Origin of the sequence: Rhodoferax sp. (assembly GCF_028688795.1) — a bacterium.
Classification (GTDB): domain Bacteria; phylum Pseudomonadota; class Gammaproteobacteria; order Burkholderiales; family Burkholderiaceae_C; genus Rhodoferax.
The window spans coordinates 56,882-78,272 of record NZ_JAQTXM010000012.1 but is presented as its reverse complement, the minus strand read 5'-3'; the positions used below and the strand labels follow the sequence as shown (position 1 = coordinate 78,272).

At 58.5% G+C, this 21,391-nt stretch carries 20 protein-coding genes and 1 pseudogene; 10 read left to right on the top strand and 11 right to left on the bottom strand.

The genetic code is table 11. The features are described 5' to 3' along the window. Positions 1 to 10: 10 nt before the first annotated feature. Together PHQ58_RS10835 and PHQ58_RS10830 are read right to left on the bottom strand one after the other, a co-directional pair. Positions 11 to 2,755 carry a pyridoxal-dependent decarboxylase gene (locus tag PHQ58_RS10835; RefSeq protein WP_300110983.1) on the bottom strand — a complete coding sequence of 915 codons (2,745 nt, stop codon included), beginning with the start codon at positions 2,753 to 2,755 and terminating at the stop codon, positions 11 to 13. Positions 2,756 to 2,804: 49 nt separating this feature from the next. Further along, a complete protein-coding gene (locus PHQ58_RS10830; RefSeq protein WP_300110981.1) occupies positions 2,805 to 4,274 on the bottom strand; it encodes a PLP-dependent aminotransferase family protein in 1,470 nt (489 codons plus the stop codon). 201 nt (positions 4,275 to 4,475) lie between these two features. Here PHQ58_RS10830 and PHQ58_RS10825 point away from each other — a divergent pair, with 201 nt between their 5' ends. The 6 genes and pseudogenes from PHQ58_RS10825 to PHQ58_RS10800 form a co-directional block, all read left to right on the top strand. Next, positions 4,476 to 5,087 carry a LysE family translocator gene (locus PHQ58_RS10825; RefSeq protein ID WP_300110980.1) on the top strand — a complete coding sequence of 204 codons (612 nt, stop codon included), beginning with the start codon at positions 4,476 to 4,478 and terminating at the stop codon, positions 5,085 to 5,087. A gap of 56 nt (positions 5,088 to 5,143) precedes the next feature. Further along, positions 5,144 to 5,887: an aspartate/glutamate racemase family protein gene (locus tag PHQ58_RS10820; RefSeq protein WP_300110978.1), complete on the top strand. Its 744-nt coding sequence runs from the start codon at positions 5,144 to 5,146 to the stop codon at positions 5,885 to 5,887. Beyond that, positions 5,884 to 7,092: a PLP-dependent aminotransferase family protein gene (locus PHQ58_RS10815; protein ID WP_300110976.1), complete on the top strand. Its 1,209-nt coding sequence runs from the start codon at positions 5,884 to 5,886 to the stop codon at positions 7,090 to 7,092. The genes PHQ58_RS10820 and PHQ58_RS10815 overlap by 4 nt, the downstream gene beginning before the upstream one ends. Before the next feature lie 72 nt (positions 7,093 to 7,164). Further along, on the top strand, positions 7,165 to 8,109 hold the full coding sequence (locus tag PHQ58_RS10810; protein ID WP_300110974.1) for a PhzF family phenazine biosynthesis protein: 945 nt from the start codon (positions 7,165 to 7,167) through the stop codon (positions 8,107 to 8,109). Between the two features lie 66 nt (positions 8,110 to 8,175). Continuing rightward, positions 8,176 to 8,844, top strand: a complete 669-nt coding sequence (locus PHQ58_RS10805) for a histidine phosphatase family protein (protein WP_300110972.1) — start codon at positions 8,176 to 8,178, stop codon at positions 8,842 to 8,844. A 67-nt stretch (positions 8,845 to 8,911) separates the two neighbouring features. Further along, positions 8,912 to 9,124: pseudogene (locus PHQ58_RS10800) on the top strand (DUF1345 domain-containing protein); the annotation flags it as partial. Between the two features lie 24 nt (positions 9,125 to 9,148). Here the strand turns inward: PHQ58_RS10800 and PHQ58_RS10795 are convergent. The 5 genes from PHQ58_RS10795 to PHQ58_RS10775 all read right to left on the bottom strand — a co-directional run bounded on the left by PHQ58_RS10795 (position 9,149) and on the right by PHQ58_RS10775 (position 13,225). Continuing rightward, the gene (locus tag PHQ58_RS10795; RefSeq protein WP_300110970.1) at positions 9,149 to 10,483 is read right to left on the bottom strand and encodes an ATP-binding protein; all 1,335 of its coding nucleotides are present in this window, start codon (positions 10,481 to 10,483) and stop codon (positions 9,149 to 9,151) included. Continuing rightward, a complete protein-coding gene (locus tag PHQ58_RS10790) occupies positions 10,480 to 11,145 on the bottom strand; it encodes a response regulator (protein ID WP_300110968.1) in 666 nt (221 codons plus the stop codon). The genes PHQ58_RS10795 and PHQ58_RS10790 overlap by 4 nt, the downstream gene beginning before the upstream one ends. 163 nt (positions 11,146 to 11,308) lie before the next feature. After that, a complete protein-coding gene (locus PHQ58_RS10785) occupies positions 11,309 to 11,713 on the bottom strand; it encodes a serine hydrolase (protein WP_300110966.1) in 405 nt (134 codons plus the stop codon). A gap of 29 nt (positions 11,714 to 11,742) precedes the next feature. Beyond that, positions 11,743 to 12,711: a hypothetical protein gene (locus PHQ58_RS10780; protein WP_300110964.1), complete on the bottom strand. Its 969-nt coding sequence runs from the start codon at positions 12,709 to 12,711 to the stop codon at positions 11,743 to 11,745. Positions 12,712 to 12,775: 64 nt separating this feature from the next. After that, the gene (locus PHQ58_RS10775; RefSeq protein ID WP_300110963.1) at positions 12,776 to 13,225 is read right to left on the bottom strand and encodes a hypothetical protein; all 450 of its coding nucleotides are present in this window, start codon (positions 13,223 to 13,225) and stop codon (positions 12,776 to 12,778) included. 192 nt (positions 13,226 to 13,417) lie between these two features. Between PHQ58_RS10775 and PHQ58_RS10770 the strand changes: the two genes are divergently transcribed. Further along, complete coding sequence (locus PHQ58_RS10770) at positions 13,418 to 13,912, top strand: GNAT family N-acetyltransferase (protein ID WP_300110961.1); 495 nt, start codon at positions 13,418 to 13,420, stop codon at positions 13,910 to 13,912. A gap of 82 nt (positions 13,913 to 13,994) precedes the next feature. Here the strand turns inward: PHQ58_RS10770 and PHQ58_RS10765 are convergent, their stop codons facing one another. The 3 genes from PHQ58_RS10765 to orn form a co-directional block, all read right to left on the bottom strand. Continuing rightward, positions 13,995 to 14,540, bottom strand: a complete 546-nt coding sequence (locus PHQ58_RS10765; RefSeq protein ID WP_300110959.1) for a phasin family protein — start codon at positions 14,538 to 14,540, stop codon at positions 13,995 to 13,997. Between the two features lie 296 nt (positions 14,541 to 14,836). Further along, positions 14,837 to 16,768 (bottom strand): DEAD/DEAH box helicase, encoded by a 1,932-nt coding sequence (locus tag PHQ58_RS10760; protein WP_300110957.1) that lies wholly within the window; start codon positions 16,766 to 16,768, stop codon positions 14,837 to 14,839. 246 nt (positions 16,769 to 17,014) lie between these two features. Next, a complete protein-coding gene (gene orn / locus PHQ58_RS10755; protein WP_300110956.1) occupies positions 17,015 to 17,602 on the bottom strand; it encodes an oligoribonuclease in 588 nt (195 codons plus the stop codon). 37 nt (positions 17,603 to 17,639) lie between these two features. Here orn and PHQ58_RS10750 point away from each other — a divergent pair, with 37 nt between their 5' ends. The 3 genes from PHQ58_RS10750 to rsgA are packed head-to-tail and all read left to right on the top strand — an operon-like array spanning position 17,640 to position 20,216. Further along, entirely contained in the window at positions 17,640 to 18,935 is a 1,296-nt protein-coding gene (locus tag PHQ58_RS10750) for a M48 family metallopeptidase (protein WP_300110954.1), read from the top strand. A 34-nt stretch (positions 18,936 to 18,969) separates the two neighbouring features. Continuing rightward, the gene (locus PHQ58_RS10745; RefSeq protein ID WP_300110952.1) at positions 18,970 to 19,302 is read left to right on the top strand and encodes a 4a-hydroxytetrahydrobiopterin dehydratase; all 333 of its coding nucleotides are present in this window, start codon (positions 18,970 to 18,972) and stop codon (positions 19,300 to 19,302) included. Next, positions 19,299 to 20,216 (top strand): ribosome small subunit-dependent GTPase A, encoded by a 918-nt coding sequence (gene rsgA / locus PHQ58_RS10740; protein WP_300110951.1) that lies wholly within the window; start codon positions 19,299 to 19,301, stop codon positions 20,214 to 20,216. The genes PHQ58_RS10745 and rsgA overlap by 4 nt, the downstream gene beginning before the upstream one ends. Here rsgA and hisC read toward each other — a convergent pair. Beyond that, the gene (gene hisC / locus PHQ58_RS10735) at positions 20,194 to 21,306 is read right to left on the bottom strand and encodes a histidinol-phosphate transaminase (RefSeq protein ID WP_300110949.1); all 1,113 of its coding nucleotides are present in this window, start codon (positions 21,304 to 21,306) and stop codon (positions 20,194 to 20,196) included. The two genes, rsgA and hisC, sit on opposite strands and share 23 nt — an antisense overlap. Between the last annotated feature and the right edge of the window lie 85 nt (positions 21,307 to 21,391).

Genomic DNA, 21,391 nt, shown 5'->3' with positions numbered 1-21,391 from the left:
TTTTGGCCATTCACCGCGGCAACTGACCGGCGGCGGCACGCTGCAACATGGCTCGAAACGCATCAAACACTTTTTGCATGGCGGGCACTTTGTACGGAAACATGTCCGGCGGGTCCATCGAATGCACCACCGCACCGGCGTCCACCTCAAACACGAACAAGTCGCCGTTAGATGTTTCAGCGCAATCCATCACCAAGTAGTCCAGCCCGAAACGCTCATACACACTTTGCAGGCCCGTTCGCTGGCGCAGGGCAAAGCCAGTGTCAAAGTCGCGCATGAAGGCTTCTTCTTCAGCGCGCTTTACCGCGCTGTCGACCATGCCGGCGTTCAGATAGTGAATCATCCAGTGTGATGACACACCCATGTGACCGGCAAACGGCACACCGTCAATCAGCACCACGCGGTATTTGCGAAAGAGTCCGTCTGGTCCGCTGTAATCCACAAACGAGGCGATGAAAAAATCAGTTTCCTGACTGGCTGCCAAATAGCACGACAGTGCCTGCACGGTATCCACTTTTTCAAGTCCATGCCCGGCGTGCGAGTCAAGCGGGCGGATGATGAGCGGAAAGGCGCCGCCCGCCAACACATCCGACAACGCACTGATACCTGAACAAAATTCTTCCAGCGCCTGACGGCTGGCCTGCGCGGTGGGTGGCACGTAGACACCGGGCGCATCCTTCAGAAGTGCATAGGCGTTCTCGCGAGAGGTGCGCAAAATACCTTTAGGTCGCACCAGCACCGGCTTGGGCCAGGTGTCTACCTCCGTGGCCAACTGTCCCAGCAAAGCATGCGTCTGGCTTGCGTCGGATATGGCAATGAAAGCCACATCGTGCTCGGGCAGACAAGCTGGCATCGGTTCTCCTGGCAGCAGGTAAAGCATGGTCAGGGAGATGTCGGCGTTTTCAAACAAAAACGGCAAGGGGGCGTTAGCCATCAGGTCACCCGGGCCCATGATGGCCAGCAGGCGCAGCGCGGGACTTTGTAGGGCGGGCAACTCATAAACCCGCTGGGTCTGCAAGGCAACCGACAAGGTGGCCAGCCCCACATCGCGCAGGCCATGCAGCTGAAGCGCGGTAGACAAGTCCATCAAGGCGTTGGCATCGGAAGCGTCTCTTTCAGCCCTTGCCTTGAGGGTTTCTGCCAACGGCATCAGGCTTTGGCCCTCAAAAGCCATGCGCATGAGTTTGGCAAGGCCCATCAAGGGGGGGTGCGATGAGTTCATGGGCGCTTTCGGTAGGTTTTTGATGAGAGGTTTAGTCGCAGAGGTCAGGGCATGACCAAAGGCCAATGTGGTATCCAGCAGCGCGTCCACATCCGCCGCCACCGTGCGGTGATTGACCAGCGCGGCACGGATCACGGTGTGCCCGTTGACCGTGCTTGAGGAAGGCACCGCAATGCCGGATTCGTGCAGCAACACAACGATCTCATCGTTGATTTCATTGGCATTGTCGCTATGAAACCTGTAACAAACAATGTTCAAATCGACCGGCGCCATCAACTCCAGTGCCGGCGTGGCTTCAATGCGCTGCTTCATGTATTGAGCCAACGCGCAGCTGTGCGAGATCACTGCGCCCAGTTTTTCCGTGCCATGACAGACAAAGGTAAACCAGGTCTTGAGGGCCCGAAAACTGCGCGACAAGTCCGGCCCAAAGTCACACGGCCACGGCGATCCTGCGGCAAGGCCGCGTGAATGTCGTGCCAGATACGCCGCTGGCGAGGCAAACGCATCGAGCTGATCAGCGCCGTTGCGTACCAGGAAATAACCCGCGTCATATGGCACCTGGCCCCACTTGTGAAAGTCCAGCGCAATCGAATCTGCCAATTCAATCCCTTTGAGCTTGGGCGCCACGTCAGGCGACATCATGCCCAAAGCACCCAGCGCACCGTCCACGTGAAACCACAGGTCTTGCTGCCTGGCAACTAAGGCGATTTGGTCCAGAGGGTCAATGGCGCCAATGTTCACCGTGCCCGCAGTGCCAGCAACGAAAAACGGATGCAGGCCTGCGGCCCGATCAGCAACAATCATTTTCGACAAGGCGCTGACATCCATCTGGCCCAACTCGTTAACCGGCACCAGGCGCAGCGCTTGGGTTCCCAAGCCGCACATGTCCATGGCCTTGGTGATGCAGCCATGGGCGCTGTTGGCCGCATAAGCGATGAGTTGCGGTTGCTCAGCCACACCAGAAGTTCGCGAGGACACGCCTAGCGCCTTGGTCCGCGCCACCAGCACACCCATCAAATTGGCGGTGGAAGAGCCGGTGACGAACAGCCCGGCAGCTGTTTCAGGAAACCCAAACAGGTCGCGCATCCACAAGCCAATTTGCCGCTCCACCTCCAGCGGCATCTGGTCACGCCCGCCCAGATTGGCATTCAGGCCTGCGGCCAGCATCTCAGCCAACATGCCTACTGGCGTACCACCGCCATGCACCCAGCCCATGAATGCGGGGTGGGTGTTTCCCACAGCATAGGGCAACACTTGCGTCATGAACCTTACATGGGCGTGCTCCAGGCTGACCGGCTGCGTCGGCAATGGTTCACAAAAAGCCTGACGCACTTCGATCGGGATCGGCTGCCAGACGGGCCGCTCACGAATGTGCTGGATGTAATCAAACATGTCGTCCAGCATGCGATGGCCTTGCTGGCGCAGAACTTGCCAGTCTTGCGGGTCAAGGCTGATATCGGGGGTGTCGGTCGGCAAATACATATCGCTACTATGAGTGGCGCTTAGCGCGTGGGCAGTTATTGTCTTGAGCATAGTGCACTCAGCCAATCGGGTTAAGGCAAATAGCACCGGGATGGCACTGCTATTGCAAGCTAAGCGCACCTCCAAACATTGCTGCTCGCACTTGCGCAAACACCTGCCAGAACGCCGCATCTTGCGTGGTGCAAAAGTTGATGCGCATCAGCGTGCTGGGCGCGTGGTTGGCGTGAAACAACGCGCCCGGGGCCAGCAAATAACCCTTGTCAAGCATGCGCTGCGCCAAGGCATCGGTGTCCACGCCGGTGTCAACCCAGCCAAACAGCCCCGCTGGTGGCGCGGCAAAGGTGCAACCGTGCTCAAGCGCCAGTTTGACGCTGCGCGAGCGCGCCTGGTCCAACCGGGCGCGCAGTTGCAAGGCATGGCGGCGTAATTGCCCCTGGTCAATGCACCAAGCCAGGGCTTTCTCAAACAACGCGGGCGTGGTCAGGGTGCCGAGCAGCTTGGTGTCTAACAAGCGTTCAAACCAGGCTGTGGGCGCGGCCAGAAAACCGACGCGCCAGCCTGGGGCCAGAATTTTGGCAAAACCGCTCACGTAGATGCTTCGCTGCAGGCCGTCCAGCGCACACAGCCGGGTGACGTGGTCGGGCGCCAGGTGGCTGTAGGTATCGTCCTCCACCACGTAAAAGTCATGGCTGTTGGCCAGTTGCAGCAGGCGGTGGGCGTGGCCTGCGCTCAGGCAGTAGCCGGTGGGGTTGTGGAACACGCTGACACTCACAAACAATTTGGGTGCGTGCAACTCGCAATAACGCGCCATCACCGCCAGATCAGGCCCGTCCGGGCCGCGCGGCACCGGCAAAATACGCATGCCCAGGGCGTCGAGCCGGGCAAACTCCACCGCCCAGCCGGGTTCTTCGACCATCACAAAATCACCCGCACGCAACACGGTGCGGCTGATGATGTCCAGCGCGTGTGTTGCCCCCACGGTGGTGATGATCTGCTGTGGTGTCGCCGCAATACCTAACGCGCTCAAGCGGCTGGCCAGCGCCTGACGCAGAGACCCATCGCCGGCGGGCTCGCCGTAGCTGAGTGACGCGGCATTCAACTCGGCCCCGCTGCAAAAGCGCCGTACTGCCGCCGACATGAAGTTGCTCTGCAGCCAATCTGGCGGAAATGCACCCATGCCGGGCTGCGGCTGGCCACTGCTGCTGTGAAACATACCGCGGATCAGCGCCGTCGCATCGACCGGCACATGCGGCAGGCTAGGGGCCGCTGCAGCACGCTCCGGCAGTTCGATCGATACTATCGAATCAATAGCTGCTTGCGCTTTCCCTATAAGGTCTACAGCTTGGTTTCTTATATAAAACCCACGGTTACGCTGGGCTTCTACCAGCCCCAGCGCCAGCAAGCGGTCATAGGCTGCAACCACGGTGCTGGGGCTCACACCCTGCTGCTGCGCACACTGCCGCACCGAAGGCAGGCGCGTGCCCGGGGCCAGCAAGCGGCTGCGTATGCGCTCGGCAAAACGCCCGGCAAGTTGCTCGGCCAGAGACTGTGAGGCGGCTTTAACCAACATAACGGCTCCTTGTCACGGTATCAAGGGGAAGGGATGGACATGCCATTGCGGGCACTCCGGCATGGCATAAGTGATGCGACATGACCAATCTGTGTTGTATTGACGCCCAACACAGTTCTCATAATTGTTTACAAAAGTGTACTGTAAGTGTGTTGATTTTCAGGCTAAAGTGCATGACATGAACTCCCACACGTCCACTCAATGAGTACCGCAGAACTCACCGCCTTGTTGCTACTATGCACGGCTGTCAGCTTCACGCCCGGGCCCAACACCACACTGTCCACCGCGCTGGCGGCCAACTTTGGCCTGAAACACGCGCTGCGTTTTGTGGTGGCCGTACCAGTCGGCTGGGGCTTGCTGCTAAGTCTGTGCGCCAGTGGTGTGGGGGCGCTGGTGGTGAGCCTGCCGCCGCTGCGCATGGCAGTGACCGCCAGCGGTGTGGCTTACCTGCTGTGGCTGGCGTACAAGCTCTGGCACGCCCACCAGTTGACGCAGGCCAGAAACAGCCAGCTCAATGTGACTTTCTGGCAAGGTGTGATGCTGCAGTTTTTGAACATCAAGGCCTGGATGCTGGCCCTCACCGTGGTGGCTGGCTGGCTGGCCGGGCGCAGCGACATCTGGCAGCGCTTTGCCGTGGTGCTGCCGCTGCTGCTGGCTTTTGCCCTGGCCAGCAACCTGAGTTACGCACTGATGGGCACACTGATGCGGCAATGGCTGGCAGACCCACAGCATGGCGGGCGACGCTTGCGCTGGTTCAACCGCAGCATGGCAGCGGTACTCGTGGCCACAGCGGCCTGGATGGCCACCATTTGATTCAAAATATTATATAAAATCAACCTACAGCCCATATAAATAAAGCGCAAGCAGCTATGAATAACAAAGCAAAAACACTGAAGACCCTGGGCCTGATTGGCGGCATGAGCTGGGAGTCCACCGTGCCGTATTACCGCGAAATCAACCAGACGGTGAAGGCGCAGCTGGGCGGCCTGCACTCGGCCAAGCTCATTTTGTTCAGCGTCGATTTTGCCGAGATTGAACACCTGCAGGCCACCGGCCAGTGGGATGCCGCAGGTGCACTGCTGGCCGATGTGGCGCAAAAACTCGAAGCGGCTGGGGCCGACGCGCTGGTGCTGTGCACCAACACCATGCACAAGGTGGCCGGGACCATCAGCGCCGCAGTCAACATTCCCCTGCTGCACATTGCCGACCCCACGGCACAAGCCATCAAACAGGCCGGGCACTCAGTGGTGGGTCTGCTGGGGACACGTTTCACCATGGAACAAGATTTTTACCGCGCCCGCCTGGAAAAAGACCACGGCTTGACGGTGCTGACTCCGCCCCAAGCCGACCGTGACCTGGTGCACCAGATCATTTACGAGGAGCTGTGCCTGGGCGAGGTACGCGACACATCACGCCAAGCCTACCTTCGCGTCATCGCCAACCTGCAAGCCCAGGGCGCACAAGCCATCATTCTGGGCTGCACCGAAATTGCCCTGCTGGTGCAGCCGCACGATTGCGAATTACCCCTGTTTGACACCACTGCCTTACACGCGCGCAGCGCCGCGCTTTGGGCCCTCGCCGATACTATGACCGCAAACACCCATATTTCATGAACACATCTACACCCTCCCCCTGGCACTTGGCGCGCCGCGCCGCGCGCATGAACCCGTCTGTGATCCGCGAAATTCTCAAGGTCACAGAAAAGCCCGGCATCATCAGTTTTGCCGGTGGACTGCCCTCTAGCAAGACGTTTCCGGTCGCCGAATTTGAAGCCGCCTGCGCCAAGGTCTTAAAAGACGACCCCGCTGGTGCGCTGCAATATGCCGCCTCTGAGGGCTACGGCCCGCTGCGCGAGCAAGTGGCTGCCATGCTGCCCTGGCACGTGGACCCCAGCCAAGTCTTGATCACCACCGGCAGCCAGCAGGGGCTGGATTTGGTGGCCAAGGTGCTGATTGATGCGGACAGCAAAATCCTGGTCGAATCCCCCACCTACCTGGGCGCGGTGATGGCCTTCATCCCGATGGAACCCAACGTGGTCAGCGTGGCCAGTGACGACCATGGTGTGGTCATTGACGATCTTGCGGACAAGGCGCGCGACGCCCGGTTTCTGTACGTGTTGCCCAACTTCCAGAACCCAACCGGCCGCACCATGTCCGAGCACCGCCGCGCCGCCCTTAGCAGTCTGGCGACCGAGCGCGGCCTGCCGTTGATTGAAGACAACCCCTACGGTGACTTGTGGTTTGACGCCCCGCCACCCGCCCCCTTGACCGCGCGCAACCCGGAAGGCTGCATTTATTTGGGCTCGTTCTCCAAGGTGCTGGCACCCGGTCTGCGCCTGGGCTTTTTGGTGGCCCCAAAATCGGTCTACCCCAAACTGCTGCAAGCCAAGCAGGCGGCCGACCTGCACAGCCCAGGCTTCAACCAGCGGATGATTGCCGAGGTGATGAAAGACGACTTTCTGGACCGCCACGTGCCGACCATTCGCGCCCTCTACAAATCGCAGCGCGATGCCATGCTGGACGCCTTGGCACGTGAAATGCCGGTGGGCGACCCGGAGTCAACGCTGATCTGGAATTCACCAGCTGGCGGCATGTTTTTGTGGGCACGCTTGCCCAAGGGCATGAGCGCGGTCGATTTATTGCCCTTTGCCGTGGAACAAGGCGTGGCCTTTGTGCCTGGCGCGCCGTTTTATGCCGACCATGGTGATGCGCGCACCCTGCGCCTGTCGTTTGTGACCCCCAGCGTGGAAGAAATCCACCGTGGTGTGGCGGCGCTGGCCGTGGCCATGAAAACCTATGCAGCCAGCCTGAAGGCTTGAACTCAGGATTGCGGCCTGCGCCGGGATGACAAGCCATCTTTTGCACCACCACGCAACCGACGCCAACACCACATGAAACTTCGCGCCTTCAAACAAGTTGATGTCTTCACCGACACGCCTTACCTGGGCAACCCGCTGGCCGTGGTGCTGGATGGCTCAGGCCTGTCAACCGAAGACATGCAGCACTTTGCCTGCTGGACCAACCTGTCTGAAACCACGTTTTTGCTGCCACCCACGCCCGAAGCAGCCGCAGCGGGTGCCGACTACCAGGTGCGCATCTTCACGACCGCCTATGAGATGCCGTTTGCTGGCCACCCCACGCTGGGCAGTTGCCACGCCTGGCTGGAAGCCGGTGGCCAGCCCAAGCACCCCGAGTTCATCGTGCAGCAATGCCCGGTGGGGCTGGTGCGCATTCGCCACAGCGCGAAGCCCATCGCCTTTGCTGCGCCGGCCCTCACACGGCGCCAGCCCACACCCGACACCTTGGCAGACTTGACCGCCGCCTTGGGGCTAAGCCCCGCGCAACTGCTGGCCGCGCAACACCTTAACAATGGCCCAAGCCACTTTGGCATGCTGATCAACAGCGGCGAAGCGTTGCAACTGCTGGCGCCTGACCCCACCGCGCTGCGCGCCGCCATGCTGGCAGCTGACATCAGCGGCATTGGCCTGGCGGTGATTGATGCACCTGAAAGCAACAGTGGCCTCATCAAACGCTCCAACCGCGAAGCACGCGCATTTGCTGGTCACTCAGGTGCATCGGCTGAAGCTGCGCAGCTCAGCGTGCGGTTCTTTTTCAACACCGGTGTGACGGTGCTCGAAGACCCGGTCACCGGCAGCTTCAATGCCAGTCTGGCGCAGTGGCTGATGGCGGAGGGCCTGGCACCCACCCGCTACACCGCCACACAAGGCACTTGCTTGGGGCGCATGGGCCAAGTTCACCTCTCGCGGGATGCAGGTGGCCAGGTTTGGGTCGGCGGCGACTCGGTGACCTGTATCGATGGCACAGTGCGCTTGTGACTGTTGCAACACCAGGTCGCAAGCGCGACAGTTTCACGCAACATAGTTGACTTACATTCGCGCGCCATGGCAACCCTTTATCTTGTAAGACACGGTCAGGCGTCTTTTGGCGCTGACGATTACGACCAATTAAGCGCGCTTGGCCAGCGCCAAAGCGTGCAGCTGGGTCGCTACTTCGCCAGCAAAGGCGCACGCTTTGACGCCGTGCTAACCGGCACGTTGCGTCGCCACACCCAAACCCTCTCAGGCATCGGTGAAGGCATGGGCTCAGCCCTCAGTGCCATGCGTTGGCCGGGTTTGAATGAGTACGACAGTGACGCCATCGTTGCTACCGTGCACCCGGCGCCACTGGAGCGCACCCCTTCACCCGACAACTACCGCCACCACTTTCGGTTGCTGCGCACGGGCCTCACGCAATGGATGCTGGGCCAGGCGCACCCCAAAGGCATGCCAGATTGGCCCACCTTCAGACAACAAGTGGTTGAGGTGCTTGACCATGTGCGCCAAAGCCAGTTTGAGCGCGTGCTGCTGGTCTCCAGCGGTGGGCCGATTGCCTGCGCTGTGAGCCACGTGCTGCAGGCACCGCCCGAGGCGACGGTAGAACTCAACATGCGCCTGCGCAACAGTTCGGTCACCGAATTCACCTTCACGCCCAAACGCTACGCTCTGCAAACCTACAACACGCTGAACCATTTGGATGCACCCGAGTTTTCCGATTGGGTGACACACGCGTGAATGCCACACCAGTGTGGCGCCCTGCCGCCGTGCCAGGATGACCTTGCAAACCCAGTGCTGCCATGCACTGAAGTTTCCTGATGACAATGCCGACTTCAGGCCCGACTACGGCGATTTTCTGTATTTTTCTTTCACCATCGCCGTAGCTTCGCAAACTGCCGACGTGAGCGTTACGACCCAACCCATGCGCCGTTTGGTGCTGCTGCAGTCCATCTTGTCATTTGGGTTCAATACCGCCATTCTGGCGTTCACCATCAACATTGCGGCCAGCATGTTTTGAGTGCGCCAAGGCGCGCACAAGTGCTCACCGAAGCGCTTTGAAGTCAACTCTGACGCGTAGCCCACCCAATGCATCGGACCGCTCAACGGCCAAGCTGGCTTGGTGCAAATCGGTGATGGTTTTGACAATGGCCAAGCCCAGGCCGCTACCCCCAGCCTCGGACCCGGCAACGCGGTAGAACCGATCCAGCACCCGCTGGCGGTCTTCTGCGGCAATGCCCGGGCCGCTGTCTTCAACCGTTAATCGAATTTGATCGTCGTAGCTGTGTACGCCCAGGTTGACTGTGCCGCCTTCCGGCGTGTACTTGATGGCGTTGTCAAGCAGGTTACGCAGCAAAATGCGCAGCGCCTCTTCATGACCCATCACTTCGCCATACGCCGCTTGCACCAGACCCAGATCAATCTGGCGCAGGGCCGCTGCCGGGGCCGCATCGGCCAAAGCAAGCCGTGCCAGAGCCGTCAAGTCGATGCAGGCAGGCCTGATGCCGACGGCCGAGTTGGACTGTTGCCGCGCCAGGATCAGTAGTTGCGCCACCAGCCGGGTGGCCCGGTCAATGCCTGCATTCAGGCGGTTGACGGCAACATCACGCGCGCCATCGTCGGTGGCGCGGCGCAAGCCCTGCACCTGCAGCTTGAGCGCAGCCAGAGGTGAGCGCAGCTCATGGGCAGCGTCGGCCACAAAGTGCTTTTGCGCATCAAAGGCTTGGCTGAGGCGCAGGAACAGCAAGTTGAGTTCGTGCACCAGCGGGTGAATTTCATCAGGTAAATCGCGCTCATTCAAGGCGCTCAGGTCATCGGCCTGGCGCGCGGCCACTTGCTCACGCACCCTGGCCACCGGGGCCAACGACGCACTGACCACCCACCACACCACCAGCATCAACAAGGGCACCATCACCAGCATCGGGCTGACGATGCGCAAGGCCAGCGCCCCCGCCATGTCGCGGCGTGCTGCCAGATCTTGCGCAACCTGAATCACCTGGGTGCCTGATGCCACTGAAAACAAGCGGTAGCTGGTGCCGCGGGCCTGAACGGTCGTGAAGCCAGGCACCAAGCTTCTCGGCAAATCAGCGCGCGCGGCTGACTGGTAGACGCGCAGACCATCCGCGGTCCAGACCTGGATCACAAAATCGAAATTTTTTTCGTCGCCAGGCACCAAGCCTTTGCCCAGTTTGCTGTCAACGGGCAAACCTGCGCGCAACGACAGCGCCATCTGCTCGATCTGGTAGTCAAAAATAACGTCTGCCTCGGCCAGTGCCGTGCGGTAGGCAATCAGGGCTTGCGCACCTGCGGTGAAAAGAATGGCCACCAGCAGCAGCCCAAGCAGACGGGCGCGCAGCGAGTGCGACAGGGCCAGGCTCAAGCTGCACCTTTGGGAATCATGTAGCCCACACCGCGCACGTTTTGAATCAGGCCCGGCCCCAGCTTCTTGCGCAGCCCGTGGATGTACACCTCGATCGCGTTACTTGAGAGGTCATCCTTCCAGCTGTACAGTTTTTCCTCAAGCTGTCTGCGCGACAACACCAGGCCCGGGCGGGCCAGCAGCAGCTCCAGAATCGACCATTCACGTGCCGACAACACCACCGGCTGTCCGTCCAGCGTGACCTCGCGGGTGACAGGGTCAATGCTGATGCCCAAGTGCTCATAAACCGGCTCTGCGCGACCTGCCGCACGGCGAATCAGCGCCCGAATGCGGGCCAGCAGTTCGTCAAGTTCGTAGGGTTTGACGATGTAGTCGTCGGCCCCCATGTCGAGTCCTTCAACGCGTTGCGCCACGGCATCCCGCGCGGTGGCAATCAGCACGGGCGTGCGGTCTTTGCGGGCACGCAATTGGCACAGCACCGTGAGCCCATCGCGACGCGGCAGGCCTAGGTCAAGCAGCACCAGGCTGTAGTTTTGAGAGTTAAGTGCCGTGTCGGCCATTTCGCCGTCTTTTACCCAATCCACCGCATAGCCTTCGGCCCGCAGCAAATCCAGCACGGATTCACCAATCATCAAATCGTCTTCTACCAGCAGCAGGCGCATGCAATCACTCTTTCAGTTCAAGCCATTTTGTCACCCTGGGCGATCAGGGCCTTGCGGGCCTCATGGGCCAGCCCTGCTCAGACCCGATGTGTGTTTTCTGGCGACAGCCCGGTGGGCTCCCTGATGACCGTGTGCGTCATCCCCAGCGCCTTTATTTTTTCATTCACTGCCTTGAGAAAAGCCGCGTTGCACCAGCATAGGTGCCCGCCAAGGCAGCCGCGGCGCGGTTATCTGACGACATCAAGGCCAGCTGAAGCACCTGCTGGCGCGGCAAGGTGGTGCCAACTGGCACATGTGATTTACTGTGTTTGAGCAAGTCCACATCGGCGGCATCAATGGCGATTCGTTCGTTCATGTCCGGCTTGCTGTCAAGCACAACCATGGCCGTCATGAGCTTGCTCAGCGATGCAATGGGTACCGATTCGCCAGCACCTTTCTCAAAAAAAACCGCACCGGTGTCATTGCTGACCACAATGGCGTGCTGGGACTTGAGCTGCAGGGCGTAGCTGCTTGTGGCATCAAGAAGAAGGATGACAACAGCAAGCGGTTTCAGCAAGGGGAGGATCATGGCAGGGCACTTCTGGATTTAACGTTTTATCAGTTGTCCCAGTCGCTTGAGCCACCCACATCGCCACTGTCCCACGAACTGGTGTCGCTGATGCCAAAGTCTGCGCCACCCATGTCAGGGTTCTGGTCAAGCGCCTGAAAGTTCTGGTTGGCGGGGTTGGTGGCAGCGGCCGCTTCAGGCGTATGACTGCCCATGAGGTTTCGGCCAATGGCTTGTGCAGCCATGACACCGGCGCCAACTGCCAAACCGGTGGCCACACCACCCATGATTCGGCCGCCCAGACCGTTGCCAGTGGCTTGGCCAGCGGGCGCTTGCATGGCAGAGGCGTTGCTGCCCAGGCCAAAAGTCTGTGGGCTACTCATGCCGCCCTGCGCTGGATAGCCAGCTGGTGCATAGGGCGTGGCGCTCACAGCAGAGCCAAACGTCTGCGGGCCATTCAGTCCGTTCGGGTTAGCAAAGCCGGACTGCTGGGCAAAAGGTTCAGGCTGTTTCTTGCGAAACAAAACATAACCCAGACCGATCACGCCGACAGCCAACAACAGTGGCAACAGCCAGGAAGATGGCGACGCGGCCGCAACGGCTGGAAAAGCGCCATCGCCTGGACTGAGCGCAGCCACATGCGTGGAAGAGCCACTGACCATCACCTGGCCACTTTTTCCAGCCAGTTGCGCACGCAAGCTTTGCACCGATGCCGCTTTGGCAAAGGGCAGACCGGGGGCCAATTTCTCGGCCGTCGCCAAGGCGTCACGCGCCTTCGCCAAATTGGCCTGCCGTGCGTAAAGCTCGCTTTGAACAAAGAAAGCTTTGGCGCTGTTGGGGTGCGAAACCAGCACTTGTTGAATCATCAGCTGAGCCTGGTCCAACTTGCCCGATTGGGCGGTGGCATACACCTGGTTTAGTGTGGGCTCTGTCTGCGCCATGGCCAGCCCAAGGCTGAAAAAGGACGCAACCAAAAGCCACTTGAGGGTTTTGGTGGTAATTAACTGAAAGAACTGCATGGCGGTGGCCTCTTAAAAAACTGAACGGCAAACAGATGGGATGATTTTGCCGATTGGCACAAACTTACATAGGCCCCGGTTCAACGTCGTTCGCCCGGCGGGTTCTGGCGCGCTGCACCAACAACGTAACGAGCAGCCCGGCGGCGGCCGATGTGGCCATCATGGGCGTCATGGTGAGCATCTGAGCCAGCCCATCAACCGCCTGGACACTCACTTGTTGAACATAGTCCACCAGGGTGATCACGTCACTGGCTTGCACGTTTTGCGCATCTTCAAGCCGAACATGCAAATCCGGCCAGCCACCGCGAAACCGGATTTTTGCAAAGACACCGTCGGCCACGGCCACTAGCGCCAGCACGCCCAAAGGACGCAACAACTGCTCAAGCATGTGACCTCGGTCGGCTGCGGGTGCCGCCTCATAAACTTGCCCGACAAGTTGGGGCACGGTCAACGCGGCTGCACCCACGCGTTGGTCTTCTTGGGTCATCACAACAACAGCTGGGGTGGCATTCATATCGCGTTCTCCTCGTTTGGGTTGGAACTGAACCCGGTCGTTGCGGTGATTCGGAGGACATCGCAGCGACCAGACATGCTGAACATGTAATTGCCATTTTGCAGACCGAGACTTAGACGAGACTTAAGGGCTCCAACGCTTCCAGCACACTGTATTCATGTGCCCAAGTGGCGGACAATGGGTCTCATGAACATGATCCAGACAAAAGACACCAAGTTTTATCTGCGTTTCGGCACGCCTGAAGACGCTGGCTTGGTTTTGAGCTTCATGAAAAAGCTTGGGCAATACCAGAAGATGTCCGACAAAATCATCGCCACCACCGAAGGCATCAGAAAACTACTGGCCGAGGAAAAAGGAGAGGCGATTTTTGGCCTTTATAAAGGCCAGACGGTAGGAATGGTTTATTTCTGCCAAACCTCCTCTGCCTTTATCGGGCAGACAGGGCTTTACATTGACGGCTTCTTCATCGACGAGGCCGTGCGATCCAAGGGCTTGGGGAAGATCATGATGTCGTTCATGTCAAAACTGGCACTTGATCGTGGCTGCCATCGGCTGGAATGGGGCTGCCTGGACTGGAACGAACCAACCCTGCAGTTTTACAAGAGCATGGGCGCCTATGACGTTGGCAACATGACCATTCACCGCTTTGCACCTGAGCAATTGCGGTCTAACGCAGCGCTGTTTTAAGACTGCCGGGCTGACCAAACTACAACCCCAACAAAAAAGGCACCCGAAGGTGCCTTTTTTGTTGCCGCGAAGCGAAAGACGATTAAGCCTTTTTGCCAACCGAAGCAGCAGCGGTCAGGGCTTGCTCTGTCACCGCAGAGATGTTGCTCTCAGCCATGGCCAAAGCTTGCTTGGCAGAGCTTTGTGCAGAGTCAATGGCGTTTTGGCTGGAAGCCAAGGCGCTTTTGAGCACGGCAACAGCAGACTCAGTGCCAGCGGGTGCGTTCTTGGCCACGTTTTCAACCACTTGGTTGAAGGTCTTTTGGGCTTCAGCAGTCTTGCCTTCTAGCGCCTTGGTGAATTCAGCACCAGCTTCAACAGCGATGCCATACACGTGGCGGCTGTAAGACACGGTCTTTTCAGCCAAAGGAGACACAGCAGCCGTTTGCAAAGCCAAAGCGGCTTGCAAGTCTTTGGCGGCCAACAAGCTTTGAGCGTAGCTGAATGATTCAGTCATCAAAGCCTTGGCAGCGGCCAAGTTGAGCTCAACCATCTTTTCCAGGCCAGTAAAAGACTTGGTAGCCAGGCCTTGAACGGTGTCGAGGTTGGTTTTGTTGGTGGCGGTGATTTGGTCAGCAGTAATAAACATGGTGAGTTCCTTAAGAGATGAAATGCGGGACATTGCAGCTGCCTCAAACAATAATGTTGCAGTGCAGCATGGTCTGAATTATAGGGAAAACCCGTGACCCTGCAAGTTTTTTGTTGCATTGCAACAAAAAATAGCTGGGGAGGCCTGTCTAATTTGAATTCTGACCCGCCAACTCAACGCCACAGAACCGGGCGAGCTTGACCCGGAACGTTGCCACCGATCGGCAACAAATGGTTCAGGCGCAAAAAAACCCGCAGGTTGAAAAGCCTGCGGGTTTTTTAATGAAAGGCTATCGATCAGCGGTCGTTCTTGGAGAAACGTTTTTGCGCGTCACGAGGGACAAACACCTTGCCGCCGCCGGCTGGCTTGGCGAAAGCTGGCTTACCAAAGGCTGGTTTGCGGGCAGCAAAGTCACCACGGGGGGCAGAGTCACCACGGGGGGCGAAATCGCCGCGCGGTGCTGCAGCACCGCCGCCGCCATTGCGGTCACCGGCAAAGCGGTCGTTGAAACCGCCCTTGCGCTCGTAGCTGAAGCCTTCGCGTGGTGCACTTTCACGGGGAGCAAAAGAGCGATCTTCACGACCGGCAAAACCACCACCGCTATTATTTTGATAGCTTCCTGCACCTACTACACGGGGGCCAGCGGAATTTCTATCACCAAAATTGCCACGCGGTGCGTCGAAATTGCCACGCGGTGCATCAAAACCACCTGGGCGGCCACCGCCACCAAATTTGCGGTCACGCGATTGGAAATCACCACCGCCACGGTTGTCACGGCCACCAAAGCTTGGGCGCGATTCAGGAATGCGCTGCTTGGGTTCCAGACCAGGCACCACCTCAGCCTTGATGGGCTGGCGGTTAAACGCTTCAATGTCAAAAATCCGGCGGCGGTCACGCAACTCAGCAAATGTCACGGCCAGGCCATCACGCCCGGCGCGACCAGTACGGCCAATGCGATGGGTGTAGTCCTCTGCCTTCATGGGCAAACCATAGTTGAACACGTGGGTCACGGTAGGCACGTCAATACCGCGGGCGGCCACATCGGTTGCCACTAAAATTTGCACTTGACCTTGACGCAGCGCCATCAGACGGCGATTGCGCAAGCCTTGGCTCAAAGCGCCATGCAACGCCACGGCATCAAAGCCTTCTTGCTGCAAGTCATTGGCCAAGCCGTCGCATTCAATTTGCGTACTGGCAAACACAATGGCTTGGTTGATGGTGGTGTCGCGCAACCAGTGGTCCAGCAACTTGCGTTTGTGCTGCGCGTTGTCGGCCCAGAACAGCACTTGCTTGATGTTGGCGTGTTTTTCTTGCGGGCTGTCGATGGTGATGCGCTGTGGCTCACGCATCACGCGGGAAGCCAGTTGTTGAATGCGCGGCGCAAAGGTGGCGCTGAACATCATGGTTTGCTTGCGGTCAATGGTGAGCTGGTTGATTTCAGCCAGGTCATCAGAGAAGCCCAGATCGAGCATGCGGTCGGCCTCGTCCACCACCAAAAACTGCACTTGGTCAAGTTTGATTTGCATCGAGCGTTGCAGGTCAAGCAAACGGCCTGGGGTAGCCACCACCAGATTGGCGTTTTGCAACTTGGCAATTTGCAACTGGTAAGGCATGCCACCCACAATGTTGGCCACGCGCAGACCACGGCAATGCTGCACCAAGTCAATCGCGTCATGGGCCACTTGCTGGGCCAGTTCGCGGGTTGGGCAAACGATCAGGGCGCCTGGTGTTGGGGCAGAGAAATGACGTGGGTTGGTCGGGTCTTTGCGCTTGGCGCGTTTTGGGGGTGCTTCACCCTTTGCGGCGGCCTCAGCCACAGCGTTTTCGTATTCGACGCGGGCATCGATCTCAACTTGCTCTTGCTGTTTGAGCAAGGTGTGCAACACGGGCAACAGGAAGGCCGCTGTTTTGCCGCTACCTGTTTGGCTCGACACCATCAGGTCAACAAATTTGGCAGCCTTGCCCTCGGTGGCCACGCCTTGCATGGCCAAAGGAATGGTTTTGAGTTGCACCGTGGTAGGCTGGGTAAAGCCCAGGTCTTTCACGGCCTGAATCAACTCTGGGGCCAAGCCCAGTGTGACAAAACCGTTGGGGATGTCTTCAGCAACTGGGGCCGCAGCCTCGGTCGCGTCAATCGCATCAATGCCGTCGTGTGGCAACAGATTAATGTCGGTAGAAAAGTTTTCGGCAGACGAGATTTCGCCAGCCGCTAAAGTAGCGTCAGTCATGGAATTTCCTCAATACGCGAAGCCCCGCAAGTTGTGCGGTGGATCCGTGTGATGGTTAAAAAACATCAACCATCAAACGGAACCGGCCCTGACTCACCGCTGTGAGTTCTTATTGAAGCTGGGGGCCCTTTTTAGACAGACTGCAGAGCAGTGTGACTTTGGACCCAGTGAATGTTGGGAGATGTACAAATATGCATTGCAGTGTGCAGCGCAGCCAACAATTATGGCACGGATTCGGGTTTCTACCTAATCGGGCAGTTTCAGCAAGTGTGTGCGGTAGTGTTCCAGCTCGTCAACAGACTCATGCACATCGGCCAATGCGGTATGACGCTGCTTCTTTTTGAAGCCCTTGTAAACCAACGGTGCCCAGCGTTTGGCCAGTTCTTTGAGGGTGCTGACATCGAGATTGCGGTAGTGAAAAAATGCTTCCAATTTGGGCATGTATTTGGCCAAAAACCGCCGGTCCTGCCCGATGCTGTTGCCACACATGGGAGAACCGCTTTGAGGAACATAGTGCGCCAAAAACGCCAGTATCTGCGCCTGTGCAGCCTCTTCCGTCAGTGTCGATGCCTTGACCTTGTCAATCAGCCCGCTCTTGCCGTGCGTGCCCTTGTTCCAGGCGTCCATGCCGTTCAGCATGTCATCACTCTGATGAATCACCAACACCGGGCCTTCAATGCGCTGGGTAAGGTTGGCGTCGGTCACGATCACCGCAATCTCGATGATGCGGTCGTGTTCGGGGTTCAGGCCGGTCATTTCACAATCGAGCCAGACCAGGTTTTGGTCGGATTTGGCAAGCGGTGCGCTGGCGACGGGGATGTTGGGGCTACTCATGGGTTGAATTGTCGCTGATGCCCTAAACTTCTCCGCCATGTCTGCCTCTACTCCCATGCCTGATCCCTCGTTCGCTTTAACCCTTTTGTTCACGGCGGCCCTGACGTTGGGCCTGCTGATCAAGTTCTGGCTCAGCGCACGCCAAATTCGCCATGTGGCGTCGCACCGCGATGCCGTACCAGCTGCATTTGCCCAAACTATTTCTCTAACCGCTCATCAAAAGGCCGCCGACTACACCATTGCCAAAGCACGCCTAGGTCTGCTGGAAATGGCACTGGGCGCTGCTGTGTTGCTGGGCTGGACGCTGCTTGGCGGCTTGTCGACACTGAACCAGCTGCTGCTCGCATGGCTAGGACAGGGCATGGGTCAGCAACTCGGGCTGCTGGGCGCGTTTGTGGTGATCGGGGGCCTGATCGACCTGCCGCTGTCGTGGCACCAGACCTTTGTGCTGGAGCAGCGATTTGGCTTTAACAAAATGACGCTCAGACTGTGGCTGGCGGATTTGCTCAAGTCGAGCCTGATTGGTGCACTGATTGGCCTGCCCATTGCTGCCCTGATTTTGTGGATGATGGGCGCCACAGGCAGCCTGTGGTGGCTGTGGGCGTGGCTGTTCTGGATGGGTTTCAACCTGCTGCTGCTGGTGATTTACCCGACCCTGATCGCCCCCATGTTCAACAAGTTTGTGCCACTTGAAGACGAAACCCTGAAGGCCCGGGTGACGGCCCTGATGCAACGCTGCGGCTTCCACGCCAAGGGCCTGTTTGTGATGGATGGCAGCAAACGCAGCGCCCATGCCAACGCCTATTTCACCGGCTTCGGCGCGGCCAAGCGGGTAGTTTTTTATGACACGCTGCTGTCCAAACTGAGTGCTGAAGAAGTGGATGCCGTGCTGGCGCACGAGTTGGGTCACTTCAAACATAAGCACATCATCAAACGCATCGTGTCGATGTTTGCCATGAGCTTAGTCGGGTTTGCGCTGCTGGGCTACCTGGCGCAGCAAAGTTGGTTTTATACCGGTCTGGGCGTGCAGCCCAACCTGTTTGCAGCCAACGACGCACTGGCTTTGCTGCTGTTCATGCTGGCCATGCCGGTGTTCAGCTTTTTCATCGCGCCCCTGTTTGCCCAGCTTTCCCGCAAACATGAATTTGAAGCCGATGCCTACGCCGTGGGACAAACCAGTGCGCAAGACCTGTCCACCGCCCTGCTCAAGCTGTATGAAGACAATGCGTCCACACTCACGCCAGACCCGCTGTATGTGCGGTTTTATTATTCGCACCCCGGTGCCTCCGAGCGTCTGTCACGTATGCATGGCATCGCACCGGCCTCGGTTTAAATAATTTTATATACAAAATAGGCCTCTAGCCCTTATGAATAAAGCGCTAACAGCTACTGAAGTAGTAGCAAATTTAGCCAAGCTTGACGGCTGGCGTTTGAGCGGTGACGGCGCAGAAGTGGTCATTGAAAAGACGCTCAAGTTCAACGACTATGCCCAAACCATGACTTTTGTGAACGCTGTGGCCTGGATTTCTCAGGCCCGCAACCATCACCCGGAATTGCAAGTCCATTTCAACCGCTGCACCGTGCGTTTTCAGACACACGACCTGGCGGGGCTCTCAAAAGCTGATTTTGAATGTGCCGCCGCCGTCGATGCCCTGCCCGGTTCGGCAACGCCTGTCGCCACGGTATCGCAGCCGTCATGACGCAAGCACTGCGCGCACCTGGCCTGATCGTGGCTAACTACGGGCGGCATTTTTTAGTCGAAAATGCCACTGGCGAGCGCCTGATTTGCCACTCACGCGGCAAGAAGAGCCAGGGGGTGGTCGGCGACAAGGTGCAATGGCTGGCCTCACAAGACGAAGGCACGATCGAAAAGATTGAGCCCCGGCGCAACCTGTTTTACCGCCAGGACGATGTGCGCACCAAGACCTTTGCCGCTAATCTGGACCAGGTGCTGATTCTGATTGCTGCCGAGCCCGAGTTTTCCAGCAGCCAGTTGTCACGCGCCTTGATTGCGGCTGAAGAACAACACATCACGCCACTCATCGCGCTGAACAAAAGCGACCTGACCGAGCCATTCGCCCGCGCCTGGGCGTGGCTGGCGCCCTACCGGCACATGGGCTACGACGTGTTGCCGCTGTCGCTCAAAGATTTGAAAGCCAGCCGCGAGGCCCTCAATGCACGCTTGAATGGCAAAACCACGCTGGTGCTGGGGCCCTCTGGCGCCGGCAAAAGTACCCTGATCAACTGCCTGATTCCGGATGCGCTGGTGCAAACCGGGATCTTGTCGCAAGCCTTGAACAGCGGCAAACACACCACCACCAGCACCACCTGGTATTGGGTGGATGCCGACAAAACCACAGCACTGATTGACTCGCCGGGTTTTCAGGAATTCGGCCTAAACCACATCGACCCGGCCCAGCTGGCCGCCTACATGCCAGACTTGACGCCGCATGTCAAGAACTGCAAGTTTTACAACTGCAGCCACTTGCATGAACCCGGCTGCGGCGTGATTGCTGCGGTCAGTTCAGCCGATAGCCCCGATGCCATCAGCGAGAACCGCTACAAAATTTACAGTGATTTGTACGCTGAACTCAAGCAGATGCGCCGCTACTGAGTACGCCGCATAACCGCGCGCTCTGATCTCCCAGACCAGGGTACCCAGACAGATGGGCAGCCAATGCTAAGACCAGTTGGTCACACTGCACGGGCGTGCCCACACTGATGCGCAGGTACTGCTCGATGCGTGGCTGCTTGAAATGCCGCACCAACACGCCCCGATCTCGCAACGCACCGGCGAGTTCACCAGCGTCATGCTTGGGGTGGCGCACAAACAGGAAATTGGCTTGCGAGGGCAACACCACAAAGCCCAAGTCCTCAAGTGCCAGCGCCAACCCTTCGCGGCTGCTCATCACGGCTTGTCGGCTTTGCTCAAAATACGCCACGTCGTCGAATGCGGCCACACCGCCTGCGATGGCCAATCGGTCCAGCGGGTAAGAATTAAAGCTGTTCTTGACACGCTCCAGCGCGCCAATCAAATGCGCTTGGCCGCAGGCATAACCGATTCGCAGCCCGGCTAACGAGCGCGATTTGGACAGGGTGTGCACCACCAATAAATTCGGGTAACGGGCAACCAAGCCCAGCGAGCTTTGGCCACCAAAATCCACATAGGCTTCATCCACGAGCACGACCCGGTCGGGGTGCATCTGTAGCAGGGCTTCAATGTCGCTCAGCGGCAAGCCAATGCCGGTGGGTGCGTTCGGGTTGGCAATCACCACCCCAGCCACCGCATCACCATCAGCGCCCCCGTAGTCAGCGACATTCAGCCGCAAGGTGTCATCAAGCGGCACTGCGCGCGCCTCAATGCCATACAAGCGGCAATACACCTTGTAAAAGCTGTAGCTGATGTCCGGCATCAGCAACGGGCAGCCTTGCTGGAAGAAGGCGAAAAATGCGTGCGCCAATACTTCGTCTGAGCCATTGCCCACAAAAACATGCGTGGCGGCCAAGCCATGCTGAGCGGCGATGGCTTCACGCAGCAAATTGGCATCCGGGTCCGGGTAAAGCTGCAGTCCCTGCTGTGCCGCTTGGGTAATGGCGGCAATCACCTTGGGTGACGGTGGGTAGGGATTTTCGTTGGTGTTGAGCTTGACCAAGTTGGCAATTTTGGGCTGTTCGCCTGGCACATAGGGTACAAGTTGCGGCACGATTGGACTGAAAAAACTATTACTTGGCACGGATTTACTCTGAAATTTGTAGCTGCTTACGCTTTATCCACGAGGGCTAGAACTA